The sequence below is a fragment of the Candidatus Chlorobium masyuteum genome, assembly GCF_011601315.1.
Lineage (GTDB): Bacteria > Bacteroidota > Chlorobiia > Chlorobiales > Chlorobiaceae > Chlorobium > Chlorobium masyuteum.
The window spans coordinates 60,269-83,386 of sequence record NZ_JAAORA010000007.1; the positions used below are offsets into that span (position 1 = coordinate 60,269).

A 23,118-nucleotide genomic window follows, 5' to 3' on the forward strand; every position below is an offset into this window, starting at 1 on the left:
TTGACATGTGGCGGAATGTGTTGAAAAGTGTTGATTTCCTTGAACTTCAAGCTGTAAGCGTTAACATGGTGATGTTCCTGTTTTGATTGCAGTTAAATATTATGTTGTTGTAAAATAATAAGTTGAAATTACCGCTTTTCTGCGGGCCGCGTCAGTTGCGGTTGTTTGCGCTCGGTGAAAGAAGCGTAATCATTTGTTGACAGATTGTTGATAACCTATGGCCCCCTCTATGTATTTGTTCCGAAACCCGGTTACTGCGTTGGGTGGTGCTCGAAATCCTCATGTACTCTCGCGTACACTCCGGTTTCTCCGCTCCATCTGCCTTGTTCTCGGGCTTCTCACGACAATAAATAGAGGAGTCCTTATCTGAAAAAGAATCGGAAATGTATCTTTTTACGGCTTTTTCCTGTGATATGGTGGAAAAGTGATATATTGGCGACTGTTTTGTTTTCAAAACCAATTTCCGGTTAACCTATGTTGACACTGCCGATCGAAGAGCTCAGGAGAAGAGCCGGGAGGATTAAGCTGGTGCTTTCCGATAATGACGGCGTGCTCACCGATAACGGGGTCTATTATTCGGAGCGGGGAGAGGAGATGAAGCGTTACTCCATCCGGGACGGCATGGGGGTTGAGCGGCTCAGGGCTGAAGGCATCGAAACCGGAATCATGACCGGCGAGCTTTCACCAAGCATTAAAAAACGGGCGGATAAACTTGCGATCAGCAACCTTTATCTTGGCATCAAGGACAAGGTTTCCATGCTTGATACCGTGCAGGCGGAAACAGGGTTTGCACTGTGTGAAATTGCCTATATTGGCGACGATGTAAACGATATCGGGATCATGAATGTTATTGCTCCGGAAGGGTTGACGGCGTGCCCCCAGGACGGGACTCCTTTTGTAGAGCACTGTGTTCACTATCGGGCAAAAGTTGATGGAGGTCACGGAGCATTCAGGGATTTTGCCGAGTGGCTGATTGATCTCAGAGTCTCCTGATTTTGACCGGTTACAGCCGACGGATAGAAGGTATTTACCAGTAAAGAGAGCATATTTTTATAACTGCGATTCCCGTGCATACGCTCAAAGGCAAAGGCAAGGCTCGTTTTATCATATCATTTATTACTTGTTTATGGCAGAATTAACGATAGGAAACAGAAAAGTAGGGGACGGCCATCCTGTATTTGTTATCGCTGAAATCGGCATCAATCATAACGGTTCGATGGAGGTTGCAAAAAAGCTGATTGAGGGCGCAGCTCTTGCCGGATGTGACGCGGTGAAGTTCCAGAAGCGTACACCCGAGCTCTGTGTTCCGAAAGATCAGCGCGATATTGAGCGTGATACCCCCTGGGGTCGCATGAAGTATATCGACTATCGCTACAAGGTTGAGTTCGGTCGCGATGAGTACCTTGAAATTGACCGTTACTGCCGAGAGAAGGGGATTTTATGGTTTGCTTCCTGCTGGGATGAGGATTCGGTTGATTTTATGGAGCAGTTCAATCCGCCCTGTTACAAGGGAGCTTCAGCTTCGCTGACCGACCTCGGGCTGCTGAAAAAAACCAAGGCCACCGGAAGGCCGCTTGCCATATCCACCGGTATGTCAACCATGGAAGAGGTAGAAAAGGCAATTACGGAGCTTGGACGTGACAATCTGATGATTGCCCACACCAATTCAACCTACCCGTGTCCGATTGAGGAGCTGAACCTCCGGATGATCACGACCTATAAATCGCTCTTCCCTGAAGTGCCGATCGGCTACTCCGGTCATGAGGTCGGCCTCTCCACCACCTGGGCGGCGGTTGCCCTCGGTGCGGCTTTTGTAGAACGCCATGTTACGCTTGACCGGGCGATGTGGGGTTCCGACCAGGCGGCTTCGGTTGAGATATCGGGTATGTCGCGACTGGTTTCAAACATCCGTGATATTGAAAAAGCCCTCGGTGACGGCGTCAAGCGTGTCTATGAGGGTGAAGCAGCGGCACGCAAAAAATTGCGCCGATCCTGAAATCGGGAAAGTAAAGCATGAAAAAAGCCGGAATAAACCAGTTCCGGCTTTTTTTATTCATGCTGATTCAGCATCTACATCTGTTACCCGGCCATCACTATTAATTGTTCCGGGTGCTTGTTATATTTCTTTTCCTCCCTTAAATTTACCCGTCGTTTATCCGGCCTGTTTTTTCAGCCGGGGATTGTGCAGTTCTGCTGCCGTGCGACACTGAAATATGAGAACATCTATCCGGGATTTCCGGAACACAAGTCAAAAAAACAACGTAAAGCAATCATGAGCAAGAAGAGCAAAAACGATACCGCACCTGTACAGGAGTTTGAATACAAGGCTGAGATGAAGCAGCTTCTGGATCTTATTGTCCACTCACTCTATACCCACCCTGAAATTTTTCTCCGGGAGCTGATCTCCAATGGTTCCGACGCCCTGAGCAAGGTGCGTTTCAATGCCCTGACCGATCAGGACATTCTTGACAAGGAGTCTGAGCTCGCCATCCGTCTTTCCATCGATTCCAAAGAGCTGACCTTCGCCATTGAAGACAGCGGTGTCGGCATGACGGAGGAGGAGCTGATTGCCAATCTCGGTACGGTAGCCAAGTCGGGCACGCTCGGTTTTATGCAGTCGCTCAAAGAGCAGCAGAAAGAGCTTGACGGCAATCTTATCGGCCAGTTCGGTGTAGGGTTCTACTCGGTATTTATGGTAACCGAAGAGGTAACGGTTGAAACCCGCAGTGCAAGGCCTGATTCGCAAGCCTACCGGTGGCGTTCAAGCGGGCAGGGAACCTATACGATTGAAAAAATTGAGAGGGCTCAGCGGGGCACAAAAATCTCCTTCAAGCTGAAAGAGGATTACAAGGAGTTTGCCGAGGAGTACCGTGTTGAGCAGATTGTCAAAAAGTACTCCAACTTTGTTGATTTCCCGATCTATCTGGCTGACAAGCAGCTGAACAGCATTACCGCCCTCTGGCAGCGTTCAAAAAATGAGCTGAAGGATGAAGAGGTCAACGAGTTCTACAAGTTCATCGCCAATGACTACAAGGATCCGCTTGATTACCTGCCGATCTCGGTTGAAGGGATGGTCAGTTTCAAGGCGCTGCTCTTTCTGCCCTCCGAGGCACCTCCCGAGCTGCTCTACCGTCAGGGTGAGCTTGAGAATCGTGGCCCGCAGCTCTATGTGAAAAAGGTGCTTATCCAGAATGAGTGCCGCGATCTTCTTCCTGAGTACCTTCGCTTTATTTCAGGCGTGGTTGATACCGAAGATCTTTCACTCAACGTTTCAAGGGAGGTTGTGCAGTCAAGCCCGGTGATGTCGAAAATCCGGCAGATTCTTACCAGCAAGATTCTTGGATGGTTTGAAACTCTGGCCCAGGAGCAGCCTGAAAAGTTCAGAACCTTCTACAAGGCGTTCGGCCCGATTATTAAAATCGGTTTGAATACGGACTTTACCAATCGCGATAAACTTATTGAGCTGCTGCGATTCGAGAGTACAAAAACCGCTGATGATGCCTACGTGACCCTCAAGGAGTACACGGAAAGAATGGGCAGCGAACAGAAAGAGATCTACTACCTTTCCGGGGCGAGCCGCAGTCAACTGCTTGCCCACCCTAATCTTGAGTACTTCCAGGAGAAGGGGATAGAGGTGCTGCTGCTCACCGATCCGGTTGACGTTTTTGTTATTCCCTCAATTCATGAGTATGACAAAAAGCCCCTGAAATCGCTCGAAAAAGCCGATATTGACTTTTCAAAAGAGAAGAAGGATGACAAAGAACCGCTTGCCGAAAATCTGCTTGCGCCGGTGCTCCAGCTCTTCCGTGATACGCTTGGTGAGAGTGTCGAGGATGTAATCGAATCTCACCGTCTGGTCAGCTCTCCGGTTACGCTGGTTAGCGGAAAGGACGGGCTTGACAGCCAGATGGAGAAGATGATGAAGATGATGCAGGGCGGGATAAACATGCCTGCCGGTAAGAGGATTCTTGAGGTCAATACTGCACATCCCATTATTCGCAATATTGCCGGTATGATTATTGCAAACGCCGGGAATCCGCTGATCAAAACGGCAATTCGACAGCTTTATGAAGGAGCCTTGCTTGTTGAGGGAAGTCTTGACTCGACAACAGACTTTTTATCGAGAATGAATGAGCTTATAGAGGCGGCAACGCTCTCAAGGTAAGAGGAATTACAAACTTTTTAACAAGTTACTCTGTGAAAAAAGGAAGGGAGTTCGAGGCAAGGGCCGCTGCGGTTTTTCAGAAAAACGAGATAACCGAGCACTACATCTACAAGAATCTTTCCGACAAGGTGGGCGGGGTGAAGAACCGGCGCATCCTTTGCCAGATTGCCGACGATGAGATGCGCCACTACAATGTATGGAAGAGCTATACCGGCAGAGAGATTGCTCCCGGACGCTTCAAGGTGTGGTTCTACTCGTTTGTCAGCATGCTCTTCGGTTTCACCTTCGGCCTTAAACTGATGGAGAAGGGGGAGCACCGGGCGCATGACACCTACAGCCGGATTCCGGGTTCATTCAAGGAGATCAACGGTATTGTCCGTGACGAGGAGGAGCATGAACAGGCGCTTATTGCTCTTCTTGATGAAGATCGCCTCAAATATACCGGTGCGATTGTTTTTGGTCTTAATGATGCCCTGGTTGAGCTGATGGGTGTGCTGGCCGGTTTGACTTTTGCCCTGCAGAATACCACACTTGTTGCGTTGACGGCAGCCATTACCGGCTTTGCCGCAGCCCTCTCCATGGCTGCATCCGGGTATCTGGCAACCAAGTCGGATCCGGGCGGAAAAAATCCTTTTCTTGCCGCCTTCTATACCGGTATTGCCTATATCATTACGGTGCTTCTGCTGATTCTGCCCTATCTCTTCCTTGAGGACCTGTATATCTGCCTCGGGCTGGCATTTTTTGCGGCAATCTGCATCATCGGGTTTTTCAACTACTATATCTCCGTGGTGCGTGATGAGCCGTTCAAGAGCCGTTTCCTTGAGATGATCGGGTTGAGTTTCAGCGTGGCCGCACTGAGTTTCCTTGCAGGGTATGCGATACGGTACGCATTCGGGGTTGTCATCTAACGACCGGTCACTTCCCGCTCACTCTGTTTTCCATGCCGCAGCACAATGCTTTTTTGTGCTGCGGCTTTTTGCATTCAGCCAAATGCATCTGCCATGTGACATTTTGTCATCCCGAATCCCTCCTGAATAATAGATGAGGGATCTCCCGGGGGCGAGAGATCTCTCCCTGCGGTCGAGATGACATGAGTGATAAAGTACAGATTACACCCTCATATCATCTATTCAGCTTCTCAGCAATCGCAACTGCTCGGCAATGGCTCCTGTATCGATCTCCTGAGAGGTATCTATCGATATGCTTACGGCCTCTTCCTCTGCACTGAGCGGCTCCATTGATGCAAGCTGTGCCTTGAGTACAGCACTGTCTGCTTCAGAGGCATCACTCCCTTCACGGAATCGTTTTTGCACCCGATCAAAGAGCAGCATTTCCGGAGCATGAACATGAAGAATCCTGAACGGTGTGTTTCGAAGAGCTGCAAGTTCCATGAACACCTTGCGTCGTTCTCTCTTCAGGAAGGTGGCATCCACCACAACCGCAATACCTTCACTGATGCAGAGTTCCGCAAGTTCAAAGAGGCGCGTGTAGGTTGCCCGGCTGATCTCATCGGTGTAGATTGACAGAGTACCCTCCTGTTTGCTTCTCTGAAGCGGCTTGAGGCCGGCAATCCTTTTTCGTTCAACATCCGAACGCAGATGGATTGCCGGGATTTCCGGAGCGAGAGCGGTGAGGAGATGGCTTTTTCCGCTGCCGGATACCCCGAATGTTATGCAGAGCAGGGGGCTCTTTTTCCGGGTATACGTTTCCGCAAGCTCAAGGTATGAACGGTGCTCTTCGAGGCTCTTTGCCGCAGCGGCAGGCTCGGTTGTCTGGCTGTAACGGATTGCCGTTACTTTTGCCCTCACCATTGCCCGGTACATGGCGTAAAAGCGCAGCAGCGGCAGGGCGCCGTAATCGCCGGTTTCTGCCAGATAGCCGTTCAGGAGGCGCCACGCAAGAGCAATAAGTCCGGCATGCTCAAGATCCATAAAGAGAAAGGCGAGATCACTGATGACATCAATGATACTGAGCATGTCGCTGAACTCGATGCAGTCAAAAATAAGGATCTGCTCACGCCAGAGCACCATGTTTCCGGTATGCATGTCGCCATGGCACTGGCGGATTGAACCGTTACGCTTTCGATTCAGAAAGAGTTGATGGCGCGCTTGATGCTCCTGAAGGCTCCATGCCTTGAGGGCGTCAATCCGCTCTTTTTCCCCGGTTATATCGAGCACCGGCTCCATATGCAGAAAATTGTTGAGCACCGGTTTGATCACATTCTCCGGCAGTCCGAATCCGCTTTCGGGCGGAGCGGGAGCGAGAGCCTCGTGGAAACGGGCAATCAGGAGCGAGAGTGTGTCAATATGCTCACCGCGAAGTTTTCCGGCAGCCATCATCCGGTCGAGCTCCATGGTACGGTCAAAGCGTACCATTTTGACAGCGTAGTCGATAATATCGCCTTCACTTTTTCCATCTTCATCAAGCAGCAGCTGCTCTCCATGGCGGATAATCGGCACTACAGAAAGGTAAATTTCAGGACAGAGCCTCCGGTTGAGCCGCAGCTCCTCACGGCAGCAGTGAAGGCGTTTTTCGAGGGTGGAGAAATCAAGAAATCCGAGATCGAGCGGCTTTTTTACCTTGTAGGCGAAGTCGCGGGTGATGAAAATCCAGGAGATATGGGTTTCAACAACCTCGATGGTACCGGTATCATGGCGGTATGCTGCGGGGTGTGAAAGTGCTTCTCTCAGCGGTTCCATAAGGGGTGGATTTTAATATTTGCCTCGAAAGTCGTAAAGAGTCGCTCCATGCAATATAGCCCCGTTGACAGAAAAGGTGAGCAGGCTGATTGACCTGAATAATCAATGACCGGAAGCTGCCCGGTATACATCTCTTGTGGCTGAAGATGCTCATGGATTAAGAAAAAAAATGTACATTAAAATTTTGCGGAAAGGATATTTGGCATCTTATCATCGCGGGTTAACCTTACGTTTATGATCCATCTCTCCAAGATACTCTGCCCGGCCGATTATTCTGCCACTTCTGACAATGCTGTTCGCTACGCAATTGAATTTGCCCGGCAGGTTGGTGCTCATGTCAGGATTCTGCATATCGTCACTCCGCAGGCTCCCTGCGTGAAGGTGCCGGAAGGTGATGCGCCGGAGTGCCTTATACCGGAAGAGGATGATGCTATCCCTGAAAATATTTCAACGCTACTGATGGCGGAGATAAAAAAGGGATTGAGTGCCGATATACGCATTCTCAGGGGAGAGGCATCCAAAGTGATCAGTGAACAGGCCCGCCTCTGGGGTGCTGATCTCATTATTATGGGCTCCCATGGCCGAAGCGGTCTGCAACGGCTGATGATGGGCAGTGTTGCTGAAGATGTTTTCCGTTCCTCTGATATTCCTGTTCTCCTGGTTAAAAAGAGTGCTGCAGACAAAGTTGTTGTCGAGTGATGTACATCTGAATATCGCATCTCTCTTCTTCATCCCTGACCTGTTACGGTCGCAATAGTTGTATTCCCGACGAGTCGGGGGCTGAGGTATATGTTTCACTATAAATTCTTGTAAATAATAGCTTTATAATAGTCTATGAAAAACTTCAGGGAGTCCATACTTACCCTTGTTACTGAAACTTCGGCAAATCTGCCGAGTGACGTGCGTTGTGCAATTTCAAGAGCAATTGATCAGGAAGACCCAAGCTCCCAGGCCGGTCTTGCCATGTCTACCATATCGGTTAACATCGATATGGCTGTTGACAATATTTCGCCGATATGCCAGGATACCGGTATGCCGACCTTTTTTATTCATACTCCTCGCGGTGTTGATCAGCTTCAGATGAAAAAGGAGATAGAGGAGGCCATCGCTGAAGCGTCCAGATCCGGCAAGCTTCGCCCGAATGCGGTGGATGCCTTTACGGGAAAAAACTCCGGCAATAATCTCGGTGACCATTTTCCGGTGATCCATTTTGAACCATGGGAGAAGAGTGAGATAGAGGTAAAGCTGATTCTCAAGGGTGGTGGGTGTGAGAACAAAAATATTCAGTATTCGCTGCCGATGGAGATCCCCGGACTGGGGAGTGCGTCACGTGATCTGGAGGGTGTACGCAAATGTCTGCTGCATGCGGTTTATCAGGCGCAGGGGCAGGGGTGCAGCCCTGGGTTTATTGGCGTAGGCATTGGAGGTGACCGTACCAGCGGCTTTGAGCTTGCCAAGAAGCAGCTCTTTCGCCGCATTGACGATCGTAACCCAGACAGTGAGCTCGACCTGCTTGAGCAGGATATTCTCCGGAAAGCCAATACGATGGAGATCGGCCCCATGGGGTTCGGCGGCAAGACCACGCTGCTTGGCTGTAAAATCGGCAAGTCACACCGGGTTCCTGCAAGTTTTTATGTTTCGGTGGCCTATAACTGCTGGGCATACCGCCGCCTTGGTGTACTGCTTGACCCTGAAAACGGCTCTATTGTCCACTGGCAGTATCGTGACAGCGATGAGATCAAACGGATGGCAAGGGGTGAAGGTATTCCTCTCACCGGTAAGGAGGTTGTTCTCCAAGCTCCGGTATCCGAAGAGCAGATCCGCAGCCTCAAGGTCGGCGATATGGTGCTCATCAACGGTGAAATGCATACAGGCCGCGATGCTTTCCATCACTATATCATGCATCACGACCTTCCCGAACATCTTGACACCAATGGGGGAGTGCTCTTTCACTGCGGTCCGGTTGTGCTGAAAAATGCAGACGGCAGCTACCGTGTTACGGCTGCGGGGCCGACCACCTCAAGCCGTGAGGAGCCATATCAGGCGGATGTGATCAAGAAGCTCGGTTTGAGGGCGATCATCGGTAAAGGGGGTATGGGTCCGAAAACCCTCAAGGGGTTGCAGGATCATGGCGCAGTCTATCTGAACGCGATCGGTGGCGCGGCCCAGTACTATGCCCGATGTATTGAAAAAGTTACCGGTGTTGATTTTCTTGAGGAGATGGGCGTGCCTGAAGCGATGTGGCACTTGCAGGTAAATGCCTTTCCGGCTATTGTGACCATGGATTCGCACGGTAACAGCCTGCACAGCAAGATTGATGAGGAGTCGCTGCGTCGCCTCGGCAAATTTGCCACAGAGAGTCACTGAGCTCTCCGGCAATTGCGGCATGGCTGTTTAAGAAACGTTTTAACCGTGGAGTTTCTCTCCTGCCTGTCCGGAGGTGAGGATTACCAGGGCATTACCAATAATTGAAGAATTTAACTGAGAGGACGGAGTATATGAAAAAAATAAGGTTTATGGACGTCTCCTTTCGTGACGGGTTTCAGTCATGTTTTGGTGCAAGGGTCAAGACCGAGGATTTTCTGCCTGCACTGGAAGCCGCCGTTCATGCCGGAACCGATAACTTTGAAATAGGTGGCGGTGCCCGTTTTCAGAGCCTTTACTTCTACTGTGAAGAGGATGCCTTTACCATGATGGATGCCGCCCGGGAGATTGTCGGGCCGGATATCAATCTTCAGACCCTTTCACGCGGAGCCAATGTTGTCGGTCTGGTCTCACAGTCACGCGATATTATCGACCTGCATGCCAAACTTTTCAAGAAGCACGGCATAACCACCATCCGCAATTTCGATGCGCTGATGGATATCCGCAACCTCGCCTACTCCGGCCAGTGTATCCATGATGCCGGGCTGAAGCATCAGGTTGTTGTGGCCATGATGGGACTTCCTCCTGGTCTGAACGAGACCTATTGTCACACCCCCCAGTTCTATCTCGACAAGCTGAAGGAGATTCTTGATGCCGATATTCCCTACGACAGTGTTGCCTTCAAGGATGCTTCCGGTACCACAACGCCTGCTGTTGTTCACGAGACCATCAAGGGGGCTCGCAAGTTGCTGCCAGAAGGGACCATCATCCAGTTTCATACCCACGATACGGCAGGAATGGGCGTGGCCTGCAACTTTGCCGCCATCACCGGCGGAGCCGACATTATAGACCTCTCCATGGCTCCGGTGAGCGGAGGAACAGCGGAGGTTGATATTCTCACCATGTGGCAGCGGCTTCGCGGTACCGAATATACCCTTGACATCGATCATGAAAAATATCTTGAGGTCGAGGCGCTCTTTATCGATCAGATGTACAAATACTATATGCCGCCCGAAGCAACGGCGGTCAATCCCGTGATCTCCTTTTCACCCATGCCCGGCGGTGCCCTTACGGCAAACACCCAGATGATGCGCGACAACAACACGCTTCACCTGCTTCCGGATGTGATCAAGAACATGCGCGAAGTGGTTGTCAAAGGCGGTTTCGGCGCATCGGTAACTCCGGTTTCACAGTTCTATGTTCAGCAGGCATTTGCCAATACCATTCAGGGTGACTGGAAAAAGATCACCGACGGATATGGCAAGATGGTGCTCGGCTACTTTGGCCGCACCCCGTCTGCCCCTGATCCCGAAGTGGTCAGGCTTGCCTCCGAACAGCTCGGTCTTGAGCCGACAACGGAGGATGTGCACGACATCAACGACCGCAACCCGGAGCTTGGCATCGAGTATAACCGTTCGCTGCTTCAGAAAGCCCATATTCCGCAAACTGACGAGAACATTTTTATCGCCGCGACCTGCGGAGCCAAGGGTATTGCCTTCCTTCAGGGTGATTGCTCAACCGGTATTCGCTACAAGGCTGATATTGCAGTTGAAATCAAGGCAAAAACCAAAGCTGAGGTGGTTGCCGCATACCACGAAGCGCACAAGCACGATATCCATCAGAAGGAGGTTACCCACCGCCTTGAGGAGCTCTTCTCAAAACCCGCCCCGACAGAGACGGTTCCGGCAGCATCCGCTGTGCCAAAGGTGATCTCCATGGCCGGTAACTTTACCGTCTATGTTGATGGATCACCGTTTAATGTGACCTTTGCCGAAGGTTCATCCATCAACCCCCAGGGAGCATCAACGCAACCCGCTGTTTCTGCACCGGCACCAGCCGCCGCTCCGGCAGTAGCCGCTGGCACTCCGGTACTTGCAGTCATGCCCGGCAACGTCTTCTCGATTTCCGTCAAGGTTGGCGATGATGTGAAGGAGGGCGAAGAGGTGGCCGTCCTTGAAGCCATGAAAATGGAAAATCCGGTCAAGGCCCCCTGTGCAGGGAAAATTCTCTCCATTACGGTCGCCAAGGGTGATACCATTGGCATGGGGGAGATCATGATGACCATCGGATAGCCTCAATATAAATCTACTGCGCAGACGACAAAACCCCCAGAGATCGGGGGTTTTGTCGTTACAAGGGGAGAGGGGTCATGCGTTACTTTCTGAGAATTACTTCACACTCGGGGTGGAGCTCTATGAAGCGTTCGAGTTCGTCACGGGGGATGTTGCCGGGCGAAAGCTCTATTTTTTCAAGGTTCTGAAGCTGCATCAGAGGGTCGATGGACGAGACGAGCGTGTTTGAGATGTCAAGCTCCTCAAGGTAGGTAAGCTCTTCAAGCGCTTCGATGGTCATGACATGGGTGTTTGCCAGGCTCAGTTCACGTAGACCGGCAAGTGAACGCAGCGGCTCGATATTTTCGATGGCTGTTTTGTTACAGCGGAGATATTCGAGGTTGCTGAGTCCGGAGAGTGGCGACAGGTCGGTAACGTAGGAGCTGTTGATGCCAAGTTCGATGAGATTTTCAAGATGTCTGAGCGGGGCAAGGGAGGAGATCCCGGTTTTGTAACAGCTCAGCTTTTCAAGCTTGAAAAGCTTTTTCAGAGGCGAAAGGTCATTGATCGGTGTTTCGGAACAGTAGAGCTCTTCAAGATTGGAGAGCTTGCTGACCGGTTCAAGTGTCGTGATCTGTGTGCTTGAAATCCAGAGCAGTTTGAGGCTTGTCAGGTTGCGCAGGGGATCAAGTGACGAGAAGTCGCAGTCGAAAGCATAGAGGCGCTGCAGTTTCTCAAGATGAGCCAGCGGTTCAAGATCTGAAACAGGTGACTCATCGCAGCGGAGCTGCTGAAGTTTTTCAAGCATCCTGACAGGCAGGAGGTCGTGAATTCTCCGGTTGTCACAGCGAAGGTGTGTGGTTTCAAGAAAATCAAGCAGCTCCTGATCGGAAGGTTCTCGGACAACTTTCAGAGTGGTTTTGATGATCTCTTTCCACTCATCAGTCATGGTCTGCCACCACTTTTTACGAGCACTGCTCTCACGGAGCAGCTCTGCCCTTGAGATTGTGCGAAGGTATTCAATCTCATCAGACTGGCAATACAGATGCCGTCCATTATCCTTTGGAGGCTGTTCAACCGGCGGACCAGCTGGATGGTTTGGACTGCAATTGAGTTTTTCGGTAAGGCAACGGGTATACCATTCAGCCTTTTTCTCCTCTGTATGCTGACGGTGAAGTTCCTGTGATTGCTCGTCAAGTGAGGTGATATCTTCAAGTATGTCATTTCCGCATCGGGGACATACTGCACTTTGCACTGTGAGCGGATAACTGCAAACCGGGCACTGATTATAGGTGTTTTGCTCCAAAATTATACGGCATCTTGCGTTGATTAAGAGAAAGGGTGGAATATTATTAAATAATAAGAAAAAAAGCGTTACCGCCATACAGGATGAGAAAATTCATGCAGGTATTTTACGCTTTATTTCACCTTACCTTACCGGCCTGACGATGAATAAACTAATTGCCAGTAACCGGTGTTCTTTGTTTGTTAAAGCAAATCTGTTTATTGGCGAAAACTGGGCCGGTGTTCAGTGATGTATAGTCCTCAATAAAGGATATCTACCGAGAGGAGCCTTTTATGGATAACCCTGCGTTAACGCCGGGAAACGTTGCCGGAACGATACCGGACAAGCTGCTCACGCTTTCGGGTGAGGAGTGGCTGTTGAGGCGAAAAGGGTTTCGGAAATCCGAAAAAAGTATCCAGGTCAACGAGACCCTTCTGACCATTGGAAACGGTTATCTCAATATCAGGGGAAGTCTTGAGGAGCTTCCGCCGGGACACTCCGGCGGAATGTATCTGAATGGCATCTACGATAAATCGGAGGCCGATGTTGAAGAGCTGGTCAAATGTCCGATGTGGACCGATCTGTCAATATGGGTCGAGGGTCAGAAATTCTGTCTTTCAAGCTGCAAGGCTCTGCATCACGAGCAGATTCTTGATTTGAAAAAAGGGACACTGCACCGCATTACCACCTTCAGGGATCCTGCCGGAAAGGTCATCACCCTCGAAACTGTTCGCCTTGTCTTTATGCATGACCTGCATCTGGGATATATGCAGGTCAAAATTACTCCCCGTAATTTTTCCGGACCGATCCGGGTGCTGACCGGCCTGAACGGAGATGTCTGCAACAGGGGTTTTTTCCCTCGCGAAATGCTCAAGCATCTTCAACTTGAAAGAATTGAGCGGGGCAGGGTTTTTATGTATCTGGAGATGAAAACCCGTGAGCGGGGTATACGGATTTCGGAGGCGGCTTCATGGCGTCTGGTTTCGCCCTCTTTCCACTACCTGAAGTGGGAGCCGAGAATTTACGGAGAGAAGTTTACCAGCGAAATCACTATCGAGGCAAAAAAAGGGGAGAGCTATATCTTTGAAAAGCTGGCGGTTGTTACCACGAGCAGGGAGATAAAGCCGGATGAGATGTTCAAAGGTTCGATCTGCAAGCTTAAAGCGTTTGTCCGCAGTGGTGCCGAGCGTGAAATAACGGCACATCTTACGGCATGGAGTGAGAAGTGGAAGCAGGCTGATATCGTTATCAGGGGTGACGATGAGGCTCAGCATGCATTGCGCTACAATATCTATCAACTGCTTATCAACGGCCCGGTTCGCCCGGCCGGTATCGGGGCAAAATTTCTCAGTTCCGAGGGCTATCTCGGACATGTTTTCTGGGATACCGAAATATTCATTCTTCCTTTTTTTATTTACAATTTCCCGGAAATTGCCCGGAACATGCTTCTCTACCGCTACAATACACTTGGCGGAGCAAAGGAAAATGCCCGGAAAATGGGCTATAAAGGGGCTAAATATGCATGGGAGTCGGCAGTTACCGGAGAGGATGTTACGCCGAGATTTGCCTCAAAGCTCGAGAAGACCATCAGGCTCATCTACACCGGTACCGAGGAGGATCATATTGTATCCGACGTCATATACGGCGTGGAAAAGTATTTCCGGGTCACCGGCGATGTAAGTTTTCTGATCGATTACGGGCTTGAAATGGTTTTTCTGACAGCCCGTTTCTGGGCTTCGCGTGTTGTGAAAATCGGTGAGCAGTATGAAATCCACTGTGTTATAGGCCCTGATGAGTTTCATGAGCATGTCAACAACAATGCCTATACCAATTTTATTGTCAAATGGCATCTGCGTCTTGCTGCGATGCTCTACAAGTATATGGTACGCAATGACGCAGGGATGCTCAGGAACATTTCGTCGAAGATAGAGCTGGCGGGTGAGGAGGTGGACTCCTGGATGGATATCAGCCGCAATCTCAAGCTCTCCTATAACGCTGAAACAAAGATCTATGAACAGTTTGATGGTTACTTTTCACTCAGGGATTATGTAATCACCGCATTTGACCGCAAGGGTCATCCGGTGCTTCCCCGGGGCGTACATTACCGCAATATTCAGTCAACAAGACTTATCAAGCAGGCTGACGTCATGAGCATGATGCTGCTCTTTCCTCATGCATTCAGCGATGAGGATAAAATGGCCAATTATGACTATTACGAGCGGCGTACCGTGCATAAATCCTCTCTGAGTCACTGTATTCATGCCATGATGGGTCTTACTACCGGCAGGCGAACACGCGCTTACAGCTATTTTATGAAGACCGCTCTCTTCGATCTTGAAAACCTCCATGAGAACAGTGCGCTCGGCATTCATGCTGCTGCGGTTGGTGGTACCTGGCAGACGGCAATCTACGGGTTCGGAGGGTTTTCGATAAAGTCCGATCGCCTGGTGCTCAAACCGTGGCTTCCGAAAAAATGGGAAAGCCTTTCGTTTAATGTACGATGGGGAGAGCGGGCGGTTGACGTTACGGTTTATCATGACAGGGTAGAGGTCATGATCCGTTCCGAAGAAGAGACGACAGTCCCTTTGAGCCTCTACAGGAAAACCTACAAAATAGAGGTTAACCGGTTGACCGTGCTCCCTTATTGCTCTTCCTGAAAGAGCGGTGGATCACGCTGAATCGTTTATACCCGTCGACTCTCTGCAGGATGAAGGAGAGAGCGGCTGAGATACCGAAAAAATTGCTATTTTCATCTTCACAAGCTCCCCGGCAGGCGGAGCTCTCTGTCCGCTCTTTTCCCTGGCTATCAATCAAACCCTGAAGGTTTTTATCGTTATGGATTTTGTTCATTTGCATGCTCATACGCACTATTCAATGCAGAGCAGTCCGATTTTTCCGGGTGAACTTTTTTCCGCAGCGTCAGGGTTCGGTATGAAGAGTGTCGCGGTTACTGATTATTGCGCTATTTTCAATATGCCGGAGCTTTTCTATGAAGCAAAAAATGCCGGTATCAAGCTTATTATCGGCAGTGAACTCCTCCTGCTTGAATCCGATACACACCAGCACAGCCGCACCCCCACGTCACCCTCCCTTGTGCTTCTTGTCCAGAACGATACCGGCTATCGCAATCTCTGTATTCTGCTCTCACGGGCGGCAAAAGACGGCTTTGTCAACGGTATGCCGCATATTGAGAGCCGTCTGCTTGAACAGTATCATGACGGGCTGGTCTGTTTATCCGCTTACAGTTCGGGACGTATAGGTCGAGCTCTGCTGGCCGGTGCGATTGATGAAGCGGAAACATTTGCAGCCTACTACCAGGAGATTTTCGGTGATAACTTCTATCTCGAATTGCAGCAACACCAGGCACCGTTTGATGAAAAGCTCAACCGGGACACCATAGCGCTTGCTGAAAAATTATCGATTGAACTTGTTGCCACCAACAATGTTCACTATCTCGAAAGAAAGGATGCCGGCTGTTACCGGGCGATGGTTGCCAACCGAACCAAGGAGAAGCTCTCCAGTCAGAACCTCCAGGCACTGGCCGGTTCTGATCACTATCTGAAGTCATCAGATGAGATGAGCCGTCTTTTCAGTGATGAGCATCGTGAGCTAAGCAACTCACTGCTGATTGCAGAAAAGTGTACCTACACCTTCTGCCAGAAAGAGCCGGTGCTGCCGCATTTTCCTTTGCCGGAGGGGTTTCATGACGAGTTTGCCTATCTCAGCCATCTGACATGGGAGGGTGCAAAGGAGAAATATGCTGATTCGGAAGCCGAAGGTATTTCAAAGGAGGAGGTGAAGTCGCGCATAGAGCTTGAACTTGGCGTGATTGAGAAAATGGGGTTCAGCTCCTACTTTCTCATAGTCAGTGACCTGATTGCAGCTTCCCGTACCCTCGGCTATTCGGTAGGGCCAGGACGCGGATCAGCTGCAGGAAGTATTGTGGCTTACCTTACCGGTATTACAAGGATTGATCCTCTTCGGTACAAGCTGCTTTTTGAGCGGTTTCTGAATCCTGAACGCTCGTCGATGCCCGATATCGATATTGACTTTACTCCGGTGGGCAAGCAGAAGGTTCTTGAATACACCGTTGAAAAATATGGTACCGAGAGTGTTGCCAAAGTGATTGCGATCGGGACGCTCGGAGCCAAAGCGGCGATACGTGATGCAGGCAGGGTGCTGGAGGTTCCGCTTCCACTGGTAGACAAGCTGGCGAAACTTGTTCCGACCAAGCCGGGCATTACGCTTGAAAAGGCGTTGCATGAAAGCAATGAGCTGAAGCAGTTTTCTGAAAGTTCACCCGAAATCCGGGAGCTTGTACGCTATGCCCGTGCTCTTGAGGGCAGAGCCCGCAACGTCTCCATGCATGCCGGGGCGGTTGTTATTACTTCCGGTCCTCTCGAAGAGCAGGTTCCTCTCTATGTTTCCAACAAGATCGAAACCGAGGTTCGCAAATTCGCTGATGAGATTGATCTTGACGAACCCGCTCCTGGCAGCATGAAGGGTTCCGACGGTGTTGACGAAAAGCAGCTCGTTACGCAGTTCGACAAGAACTGGATCGAAACGGCTGGACTGCTCAAGATTGACTATCTCGGCCTCGAAACCCTTGCCGTTATTGATGAAACGCTTCGCATGATCAAGCGGCGTTACGATCTTGATATTGAGCTTGAGAAAGTTCCCATGAACGATCGCAAGACGTTCAAGATTTTCCAGGAAGGGAAGATGGCCGGCATTTTCCAGTTTGAGTCATCGGGAATGCAGAGCTATATGACCCGACTGCAGCCAACCCAGATCGGTGATATCATAGCCATGAGTGCCCTCTACCGGCCGGGTGCACTTAACGCACGGATCGATGAGAAGCGTAATGCTGTCGATCTTTTTGTTGACCGCAAGCATGGGCGCGAAGCGATTGACTACATGCACCCGATGCTTGAAGAGATTCTCAAGGAGACCTATGGTGTTATTGTTTACCAGGAGCAGGTGATGCAGATCTCCCAGGTGATGGGAGGATTCTCTCTGGCCAAGGCGGATAATCTCCGCAAGGCTATGGGGAAAAAGATGCCCGAGATCATGGAGAAGTACAAGGCGGATTTTGTTCAGGGAGCGATTGCGCAAGGTGTGCATGATACCCTGGCCACAAGGGTGTTCGAGCTGATGGCCGAGTTTGCCGGATACGGATTCAATAAAAGTCACTCTGCGGCTTACGGGGTTCTGGCATACTGGACCGGGTACTTGAAAGCTCACTACACCATTGAGTTTATGACCGCAGTGCTGAACAGCGAAATTGGCGATACCGAGCGGATGAAACACCTGACCGATGAGGCCAAGAGTTTTGGTATTTCGACCCTGCCGCCTTCGATCAATAAAAGTGATGCCCTGTTTTCTGTTGAAGATTCCGACGATGGCCGCTCATGCTCCATTCGAGTAGGGCTGAGTGCCATCAAACAGGTCGGCGGTGCCGCTCGGGCGGTTGTTACCTCAAAGCTTCGCCGGAAGCGGGACTTTCAGAACCTCTTTGACCTGGCAGCCTCGGTCGATCTTCGGGTCATGAACCGCAAGGCTCTTGAGTGCCTTATCCTTGCCGGTGCCTTTGATGAGATTGACCAGCATCGGGCACGGTTGATTGCCAATGTTGACAAGGCTATCAAGTTCGGCCAGATGCAGAACCGTTCGGTAACGCTTGGCCAGTGCGGCTTTTTTACCGCTGAAGAGGGTGCTCTGCTTGAAGAGGAGCACTATCCTGATATGGATCAGGCCGAACCGATGGCGGAAGCAGAAAAACTGCTGCATGAAAAGAAACTTGTGGGATTTTATCTGAGCCATCATCCCCTTTCACCCTACCGTCGCGACTGGCAGGCTTTTACGACGCTTCAGCTCAATGCAAAGGAGATTATTGCGGCAAAGCAGTACAAGGTTATCGGTGTCATTGTATCGGTAAAGCCCTATCAGGACAGGAAAGGCAAACAGATGCTGTTCGGCACCATTGAGGACTTTACCGGAAAGGCGGATTTTACCGTTTTTGCCAGCGTTTTTGAGCAGTACGGGCATCTGATAAAACCCGAAGAGGTGCTGATGCTGATTGCCGAAGGAGAGGTGAGCGGCGGTATGCTCAAACTGCTTGTCAGGGAGATTGTGCCGATTAAAAAGGTGAGAAACTCCCTTGTTAAAAAAATTGTTCTGAAAATTGATGCCGATGACCAGCTTCAGCTTGAACGTCTTGCGGGAGTAAAAAAAGTATTTGAAGCACATAAAGGGGGCACTCCGGTTGAATTCGAAGTGAATGCGCAGTCGGGAGATAATATTGAGATGATAACGGTTTTTGCCCGCAATACCCCTGTCGAGGCCTCCGAGAGCGCTATTGAACAGCTTGAGAAGATACTTGGACCTGATAATGTCAGGATTTCGGGGTAGAGAAATTTGTTTTTTTTATTACTTTCATCACTTATCGGCTCTCTTGCAGAAACGTTTCAAGTATTACTAATTCAAACCGGTACATAAAACAAAATGAGCGGAAAATATCTTGTAGCAACAGACCAGAATTTCCAGGCCGAGATTCTTGATTCATCGAAAGTGGCTCTTGTTGATTTCTGGGCTGCATGGTGCGGACCATGCATGATGCTTGGCCCGGTTATTGAAGAACTTGCCGGTGATTATGAGGGAAAGGCGGTTATTGCAAAACTCAATGTTGATGAGAACCCTGCCACCGCTGCCAAATATGGCATCAGAAGCATCCCGAGCCTTTTGATCTTCAAGAACGGTCAGGTTGTTGACCAGTTGCTTGGAGCAGTACCGAAAAACCAGATTGCCAAAAAAATAGACGATCAGCTCGTCTGATTTCCTCTGAAGTTCAAGGGAACAGGAAAGCCTCTCTCTCTAACGGGACAGAGGCTTTTTTTATGCAATTATTTCCCGTATTCCGTGACCAGATCAAGCGTGACGTTTTCGAGCAGGCTTTTCCAGTCGCCAAAGCGTTGTTGGCGGTAGAGTCTGGCTGAATTGTACCACGGAGAGTCCGCTCTGTCAAGCAGCCATCGCCAGTTCGGTGTATAGGGCAGGAGTATCCAGACTGCTTTGTCCAATGCGCCGGCTATATGGGCGACACTGGTGTCGATGGTGATGACGATATCCATAAGTTCAGAGAGTGCAGCCGTATCGCTGAAATCCTTCAACTCATCGCCAAGGTGCACGATATCGGTGCAGGAGTTGAGCGCATCCCTGTCACTCTCCTCTATCTCCTTTTGCAGGCTGACATACTGAAAGCCTCCAGGGAGCTGCTCAATCAGCAGGGAGAGCGCAATATTGCGGTTGTGGTCAGGCTTCACCGCAGTGCTCCATACCAGGCCGACACGGGGAGCGCTCTTCTCTCCGAGCCGCTCTCTCCAGTAATTGAGTTTAAGCGGATCATTTTTGATGTAGCCGCCGGCATCGGGAATGGTGTCCAACGTTGTTTTGAAGGCCAGCGGCAAGCTGAGCAGGGGAGTGTGATAATCAAACCGGGGCAACAAATCACCCTGTTGCACGGCCTGCGTAACACCCTCCAGATGGTTGAGTAACCTGTAGAGCGGTTGAGGCAGTTCCAGAATTACACGGGCCCCCGATTCAGCCACCAGGCGGGTGTAACGGGCGAACTGAATGGTATCGCCCAATCCCTGTTCGCTGTGCAAAAGAATGGTTTTTCCTGCAAGAGAGTCCTTTCCAAGCCAGAGTGGCCGGTCAAAGTCGCGTTTCGGGGAGCTGAATCTACTATACCGCCAGCGCCACTCATAGAGCTCCCAGCCGGATTGGAAGTTGCCCTTGAGGAGCAGGGCGAATGCCTTGTTCAGCCATGCGTCGGCAAAGTCAGCTCTCAATGCAATCGCCAGCTCAAAACTGATGAGCGCTTCGTCGAACCGGTTGAGCTGCTGGAGGGCAAGGCCTCGATTCGAGAGCGCTTCAGCATAGTCCGCTTTAAGGGCTATTGCCCAGTCATAACTGTCGAGAGCCTCCTCGAACCGGTTGAGCTCCTGCAGGGTATTGCCACGATTGGAGAGTGCTTCGGGAAAATACGGTTTGAGGGTTATGGCTTTGTCAAAGCTTGCAAGAGCATCCGCAAACTTTTTCAGTTCATGGAGAGCCAGACCTCGATTCGAGTAGGCTTCGGAGTACTCCGGTTTACGTGCAATGGCACGGTTATAGCTCTCTACAGCCGCATCCAGCAGCCCGAGTTCTTTAAGCGCTATGCCGCGATTACTGTAAAAGGTTGCGTTATGCGGAGAGAGCACAATAGCCCTGCCAATCAGATCCGCAGCTCTCTGATGCTCTCTTGACTGGAGCGCTGCTACCCCGGATAAGTGAAGTGCATCAACGTGTTTTGGTGAAACTGCCAGAATCTGCTCGTAAAGCACCATTGCCTGTGCGACCTTGCCTTGCTGATGCAGCGTTAACGCCTGCCGGAATGTTAGATCAAGTTGTGCATCCGTGAGGTCGTTTGAGGGGCGCGATGAAGCAAGCCGGGTAGAAGCGGTGATCAGATCTGCGTTGAGCTGTTGCAATACCCCCTCCCAATCTCCTGTGCTATCCTGTCTGTAGAGCGTTGCGGAATCATACCATGGAGAGTCCGGTCGATCAAGTAACCAGCGCCAGTCAGGAGCGAATGGCAGAACTATCCAGACCGTTTTGCCCAAAGCACCGGCCAGATGCGCCACACAGGTGTCAATACTGATGATGATATCCATCAGCTCGCAGAGGGCCGCTGTATCGCTGAAATCAACCAGATCGTCGCCAAAATGCACTATCTCCGGATGAGCAAGCAGTGTTTCCCTGTCAGGCTCTCTGAGCTCTTTTTGGAGACTTACATAGTGAAACCCTGATGGGAGACACTGCAATAGTGATGAGAGGGGAATGCTCCGGTTTTGGTAAGGTTCAGTGTTTCCACTCCAAACCAGACCGATACAGGGTTTGGTTTGGTTCCCTAACCTGAGATTCCAGTGCGCTACCTTGCCGGGATCGCTTTTCAGGTAGTGTTGCGGGGAAGGAATGGTCTCTAACTCGGTACTGAATGCCAGAGGCAAGCTCGGCAACGGACAGTGAAAGTCGAAATGTGGTAATGGAGATCCGGGTATGCCGGTTTCGGAGACCCCGTCAATCTCCCTGATTAAACCGATGAGCGACAGAGGAACATCCATGATGACCCGTGCCCCGAGATCAGCAACGGATTTGGCGTACCGGGAGAACTGGATGGTATCGCCCAATCCCTGTTCACTGTGGAGCAGTATGGTTTTTCCTTTCAGAGACTCTTTTCCAAGCCAAAGTGGTTGCGAAAAGTGGCGATTCGGGGATGGATACTTCTCGTTTTTCCAGCGATACTCAAAAAGCTCGAAACCCTCTTTGAAGTTGCCCTTGAGGAGCAGGGTTATTGCTTTGTTAACCCGGGGAGCAACAAGGTCAGGCTGGAGTCTGATCGCAGAGTCAAAGCTTGTTAGCGCAGCATCCAGCTCTTTTCGATCTTTCAGTACAAGCCCCCGGTTAGCGTAAGCTTCAGCATAATCCGGTTTGAGCGCAATGGCCTGATCAAAGCACGAAAGAGCATCTCCAGACTGATTGAGGTGATGGAGTATATTTCCTTTATAGTAGTAGGCTTTGGCAATGTCATATTTGAGATCAAGAGCTTTATCAAAACTTGCAAGAGCGGTCTTGAACTCTCCCTGATCATAGAGCACCATGCCCTGATTTGCGTACGCATCGGCAAAGTCCGGCTTGAGCGCAATGGCCTGGTCAAAGCTTGCAAGCGCTGCATCCAGCTGCCTGAGTTCATAGAGTGCGTTTCCTCTGTTGTTGTAGAAGGCGGAATGGCGGGGATAGATCTCTATGGCTTTTCCGAACAGGTCAACAGCTTTCCGGTACTCTTTTTTCTGAAAAGCAATAACTCCAAGCATGTGCAGTGAGTCAGCCTGCTTTGGCTGTATTGTCAGAATCTCCTCGTAAAGCGCCTCTGCCTGAGCAAGTTCTCCCTGTTGATGAAATGATAACGCACTTTTGAATTTTGCGGTTACTTGCGCTGAATCGCTTGAACTTGTTCGGGGCATGTACATGATTATTTAGCCTGGCTTGATCGATTGCGCATAAAAAAAGCCTCCGGCTTACAGGATAAAGTGTTATACCTGACCCTACAAGGTGAGAGCTTCACGGGAAAAGATAAGCGGTTTGGAGATAAAAAAGAACCATATCACGGGAATTCACTCAGCAGCAGCACTCTTGAAAGGTCGTATTGTTTGTGCAGGTTTAAGCCGGAGGTTTTGGGGAATACGTTTTACTCGGGTATTGTTACCTCTGTCACTTACGTCCGTGTGCCGCAGATAAGCGGCGCGAGAGATGAGGGTAGGCCCCTCGCAATCGGCTTGCAGGAGCAGATTGCAAACCACTGTAAGCGGCTGTAGTCAAAAGCTATTGTCGTGAGCGTTACAGAAAAGGCATCAAAAGATGTCAGATGTGAACCAAGGAAGACGAACACAAGTGAACCACCGTTCAATCGTCGTAAGTGATATGATGACATCAAAACTGAGGCTGGACGTAACT

Annotated in this window: 14 protein-coding genes; 11 read left to right on the forward strand and 3 right to left on the reverse strand. The window is 50.3% G+C overall.

Going from position 1 to position 23,118, the window contains the following annotated elements:
- Positions 1–474 precede the first annotated feature (474 nt).
- From G9409_RS10640 to G9409_RS10655, 4 genes are all read left to right on the forward strand, one after another.
- Complete coding sequence (locus G9409_RS10640; RefSeq protein WP_166808741.1) at positions 475–993, forward strand: KdsC family phosphatase; 519 nt, start codon at positions 475–477, stop codon at positions 991–993.
- 133 nt (positions 994–1,126) lie between these two features.
- Positions 1,127–1,996 (forward strand): N-acetylneuraminate synthase family protein, encoded by an 870-nt coding sequence (locus G9409_RS10645; protein ID WP_166808742.1) that lies wholly within the window; start codon positions 1,127–1,129, stop codon positions 1,994–1,996.
- 276 nt (positions 1,997–2,272) lie between these two features.
- Positions 2,273–4,165, forward strand: a complete 1,893-nt coding sequence (htpG, locus tag G9409_RS10650; RefSeq protein ID WP_166808743.1) for a molecular chaperone HtpG — start codon at positions 2,273–2,275, stop codon at positions 4,163–4,165.
- Between the two features lie 32 nt (positions 4,166–4,197).
- The gene (locus tag G9409_RS10655) at positions 4,198–5,073 is read left to right on the forward strand and encodes a VIT1/CCC1 transporter family protein (RefSeq protein WP_166808744.1); all 876 of its coding nucleotides are present in this window, start codon (positions 4,198–4,200) and stop codon (positions 5,071–5,073) included.
- Positions 5,074–5,295: 222 nt separating this feature from the next.
- On the opposite strand, the gene G9409_RS10660 is transcribed toward G9409_RS10655, so the two are convergent.
- A complete protein-coding gene (locus tag G9409_RS10660) occupies positions 5,296–6,864 on the reverse strand; it encodes a bifunctional aminoglycoside phosphotransferase/ATP-binding protein (protein WP_166808745.1) in 1,569 nt (522 codons plus the stop codon).
- Between the two features lie 234 nt (positions 6,865–7,098).
- Between G9409_RS10660 and G9409_RS10665 the strand changes: the two genes are divergently transcribed.
- The 3 genes from G9409_RS10665 to G9409_RS10675 all read left to right on the forward strand — a co-directional run bounded on the left by G9409_RS10665 (position 7,099) and on the right by G9409_RS10675 (position 11,300).
- Entirely contained in the window at positions 7,099–7,563 is a 465-nt protein-coding gene (locus G9409_RS10665; RefSeq protein ID WP_166808746.1) for a universal stress protein, read from the forward strand.
- A gap of 135 nt (positions 7,564–7,698) precedes the next feature.
- Positions 7,699–9,231 (forward strand): fumarate hydratase, encoded by a 1,533-nt coding sequence (locus G9409_RS10670; RefSeq protein ID WP_166808747.1) that lies wholly within the window; start codon positions 7,699–7,701, stop codon positions 9,229–9,231.
- A gap of 131 nt (positions 9,232–9,362) precedes the next feature.
- Positions 9,363–11,300: a biotin/lipoyl-containing protein gene (locus tag G9409_RS10675; RefSeq protein WP_166808748.1), complete on the forward strand. Its 1,938-nt coding sequence runs from the start codon at positions 9,363–9,365 to the stop codon at positions 11,298–11,300.
- 82 nt (positions 11,301–11,382) lie between these two features.
- Here the strand turns inward: G9409_RS10675 and G9409_RS10680 are convergent, their stop codons facing one another.
- Positions 11,383–12,585: a leucine-rich repeat domain-containing protein gene (locus G9409_RS10680; RefSeq protein WP_166808749.1), complete on the reverse strand. Its 1,203-nt coding sequence runs from the start codon at positions 12,583–12,585 to the stop codon at positions 11,383–11,385.
- A gap of 19 nt (positions 12,586–12,604) precedes the next feature.
- Between G9409_RS10680 and G9409_RS10685 the strand changes: the two genes are divergently transcribed.
- The 4 genes from G9409_RS10685 (at position 12,605) to trxA (ending at position 19,398) form a co-directional block, all read left to right on the forward strand.
- Positions 12,605–12,814, forward strand: a complete 210-nt coding sequence (locus tag G9409_RS10685; RefSeq protein WP_166808750.1) for a hypothetical protein — start codon at positions 12,605–12,607, stop codon at positions 12,812–12,814.
- A gap of 43 nt (positions 12,815–12,857) precedes the next feature.
- On the forward strand, positions 12,858–15,221 hold the full coding sequence (locus G9409_RS10690; protein WP_166808751.1) for a glycoside hydrolase family 65 protein: 2,364 nt from the start codon (positions 12,858–12,860) through the stop codon (positions 15,219–15,221).
- A 178-nt stretch (positions 15,222–15,399) separates the two neighbouring features.
- The gene (locus G9409_RS10695; RefSeq protein ID WP_166808752.1) at positions 15,400–18,975 is read left to right on the forward strand and encodes a DNA polymerase III subunit alpha; all 3,576 of its coding nucleotides are present in this window, start codon (positions 15,400–15,402) and stop codon (positions 18,973–18,975) included.
- A gap of 93 nt (positions 18,976–19,068) precedes the next feature.
- A complete protein-coding gene (gene trxA / locus G9409_RS10700) occupies positions 19,069–19,398 on the forward strand; it encodes a thioredoxin (protein ID WP_006365837.1) in 330 nt (109 codons plus the stop codon).
- 68 nt (positions 19,399–19,466) lie between these two features.
- Here trxA and G9409_RS10705 read toward each other — a convergent pair whose 3' ends face one another.
- Positions 19,467–22,628 (reverse strand): tetratricopeptide repeat protein, encoded by a 3,162-nt coding sequence (locus tag G9409_RS10705; protein ID WP_166808753.1) that lies wholly within the window; start codon positions 22,626–22,628, stop codon positions 19,467–19,469.
- Between the last annotated feature and the right edge of the window lie 490 nt (positions 22,629–23,118).

Excerpts from the sequence above, each read along its gene's own strand:
- G9409_RS10705 (WP_166808753.1), bottom strand. The coding sequence starts at position 22,628 with ATGCCCCGAACAAGTTCAAGCGATTCAGCGCAAGTAACCGCAAAATTC.
- G9409_RS10665 (WP_166808746.1), top strand. The coding sequence starts at position 7,099 with ATGATCCATCTCTCCAAGATACTCTGCCCGGCCGATTATTCTGCCACT.
- htpG (WP_166808743.1), top strand. The coding sequence starts at position 2,273 with ATGAGCAAGAAGAGCAAAAACGATACCGCACCTGTACAGGAGTTTGAA.
- G9409_RS10640 (WP_166808741.1), top strand. The coding sequence starts at position 475 with ATGTTGACACTGCCGATCGAAGAGCTCAGGAGAAGAGCCGGGAGGATT.
- G9409_RS10690 (WP_166808751.1), top strand. The coding sequence starts at position 12,858 with ATGGATAACCCTGCGTTAACGCCGGGAAACGTTGCCGGAACGATACCG.
- trxA (WP_006365837.1), top strand. The coding sequence starts at position 19,069 with ATGAGCGGAAAATATCTTGTAGCAACAGACCAGAATTTCCAGGCCGAG.
- G9409_RS10660 (WP_166808745.1), bottom strand. The coding sequence starts at position 6,864 with ATGGAACCGCTGAGAGAAGCACTTTCACACCCCGCAGCATACCGCCAT.
- G9409_RS10645 (WP_166808742.1), top strand. The coding sequence starts at position 1,127 with ATGGCAGAATTAACGATAGGAAACAGAAAAGTAGGGGACGGCCATCCT.
- G9409_RS10675 (WP_166808748.1), top strand. The coding sequence starts at position 9,363 with ATGAAAAAAATAAGGTTTATGGACGTCTCCTTTCGTGACGGGTTTCAG.
- G9409_RS10670 (WP_166808747.1), top strand. The coding sequence starts at position 7,699 with ATGAAAAACTTCAGGGAGTCCATACTTACCCTTGTTACTGAAACTTCG.
- G9409_RS10695 (WP_166808752.1), top strand. The coding sequence starts at position 15,400 with ATGGATTTTGTTCATTTGCATGCTCATACGCACTATTCAATGCAGAGC.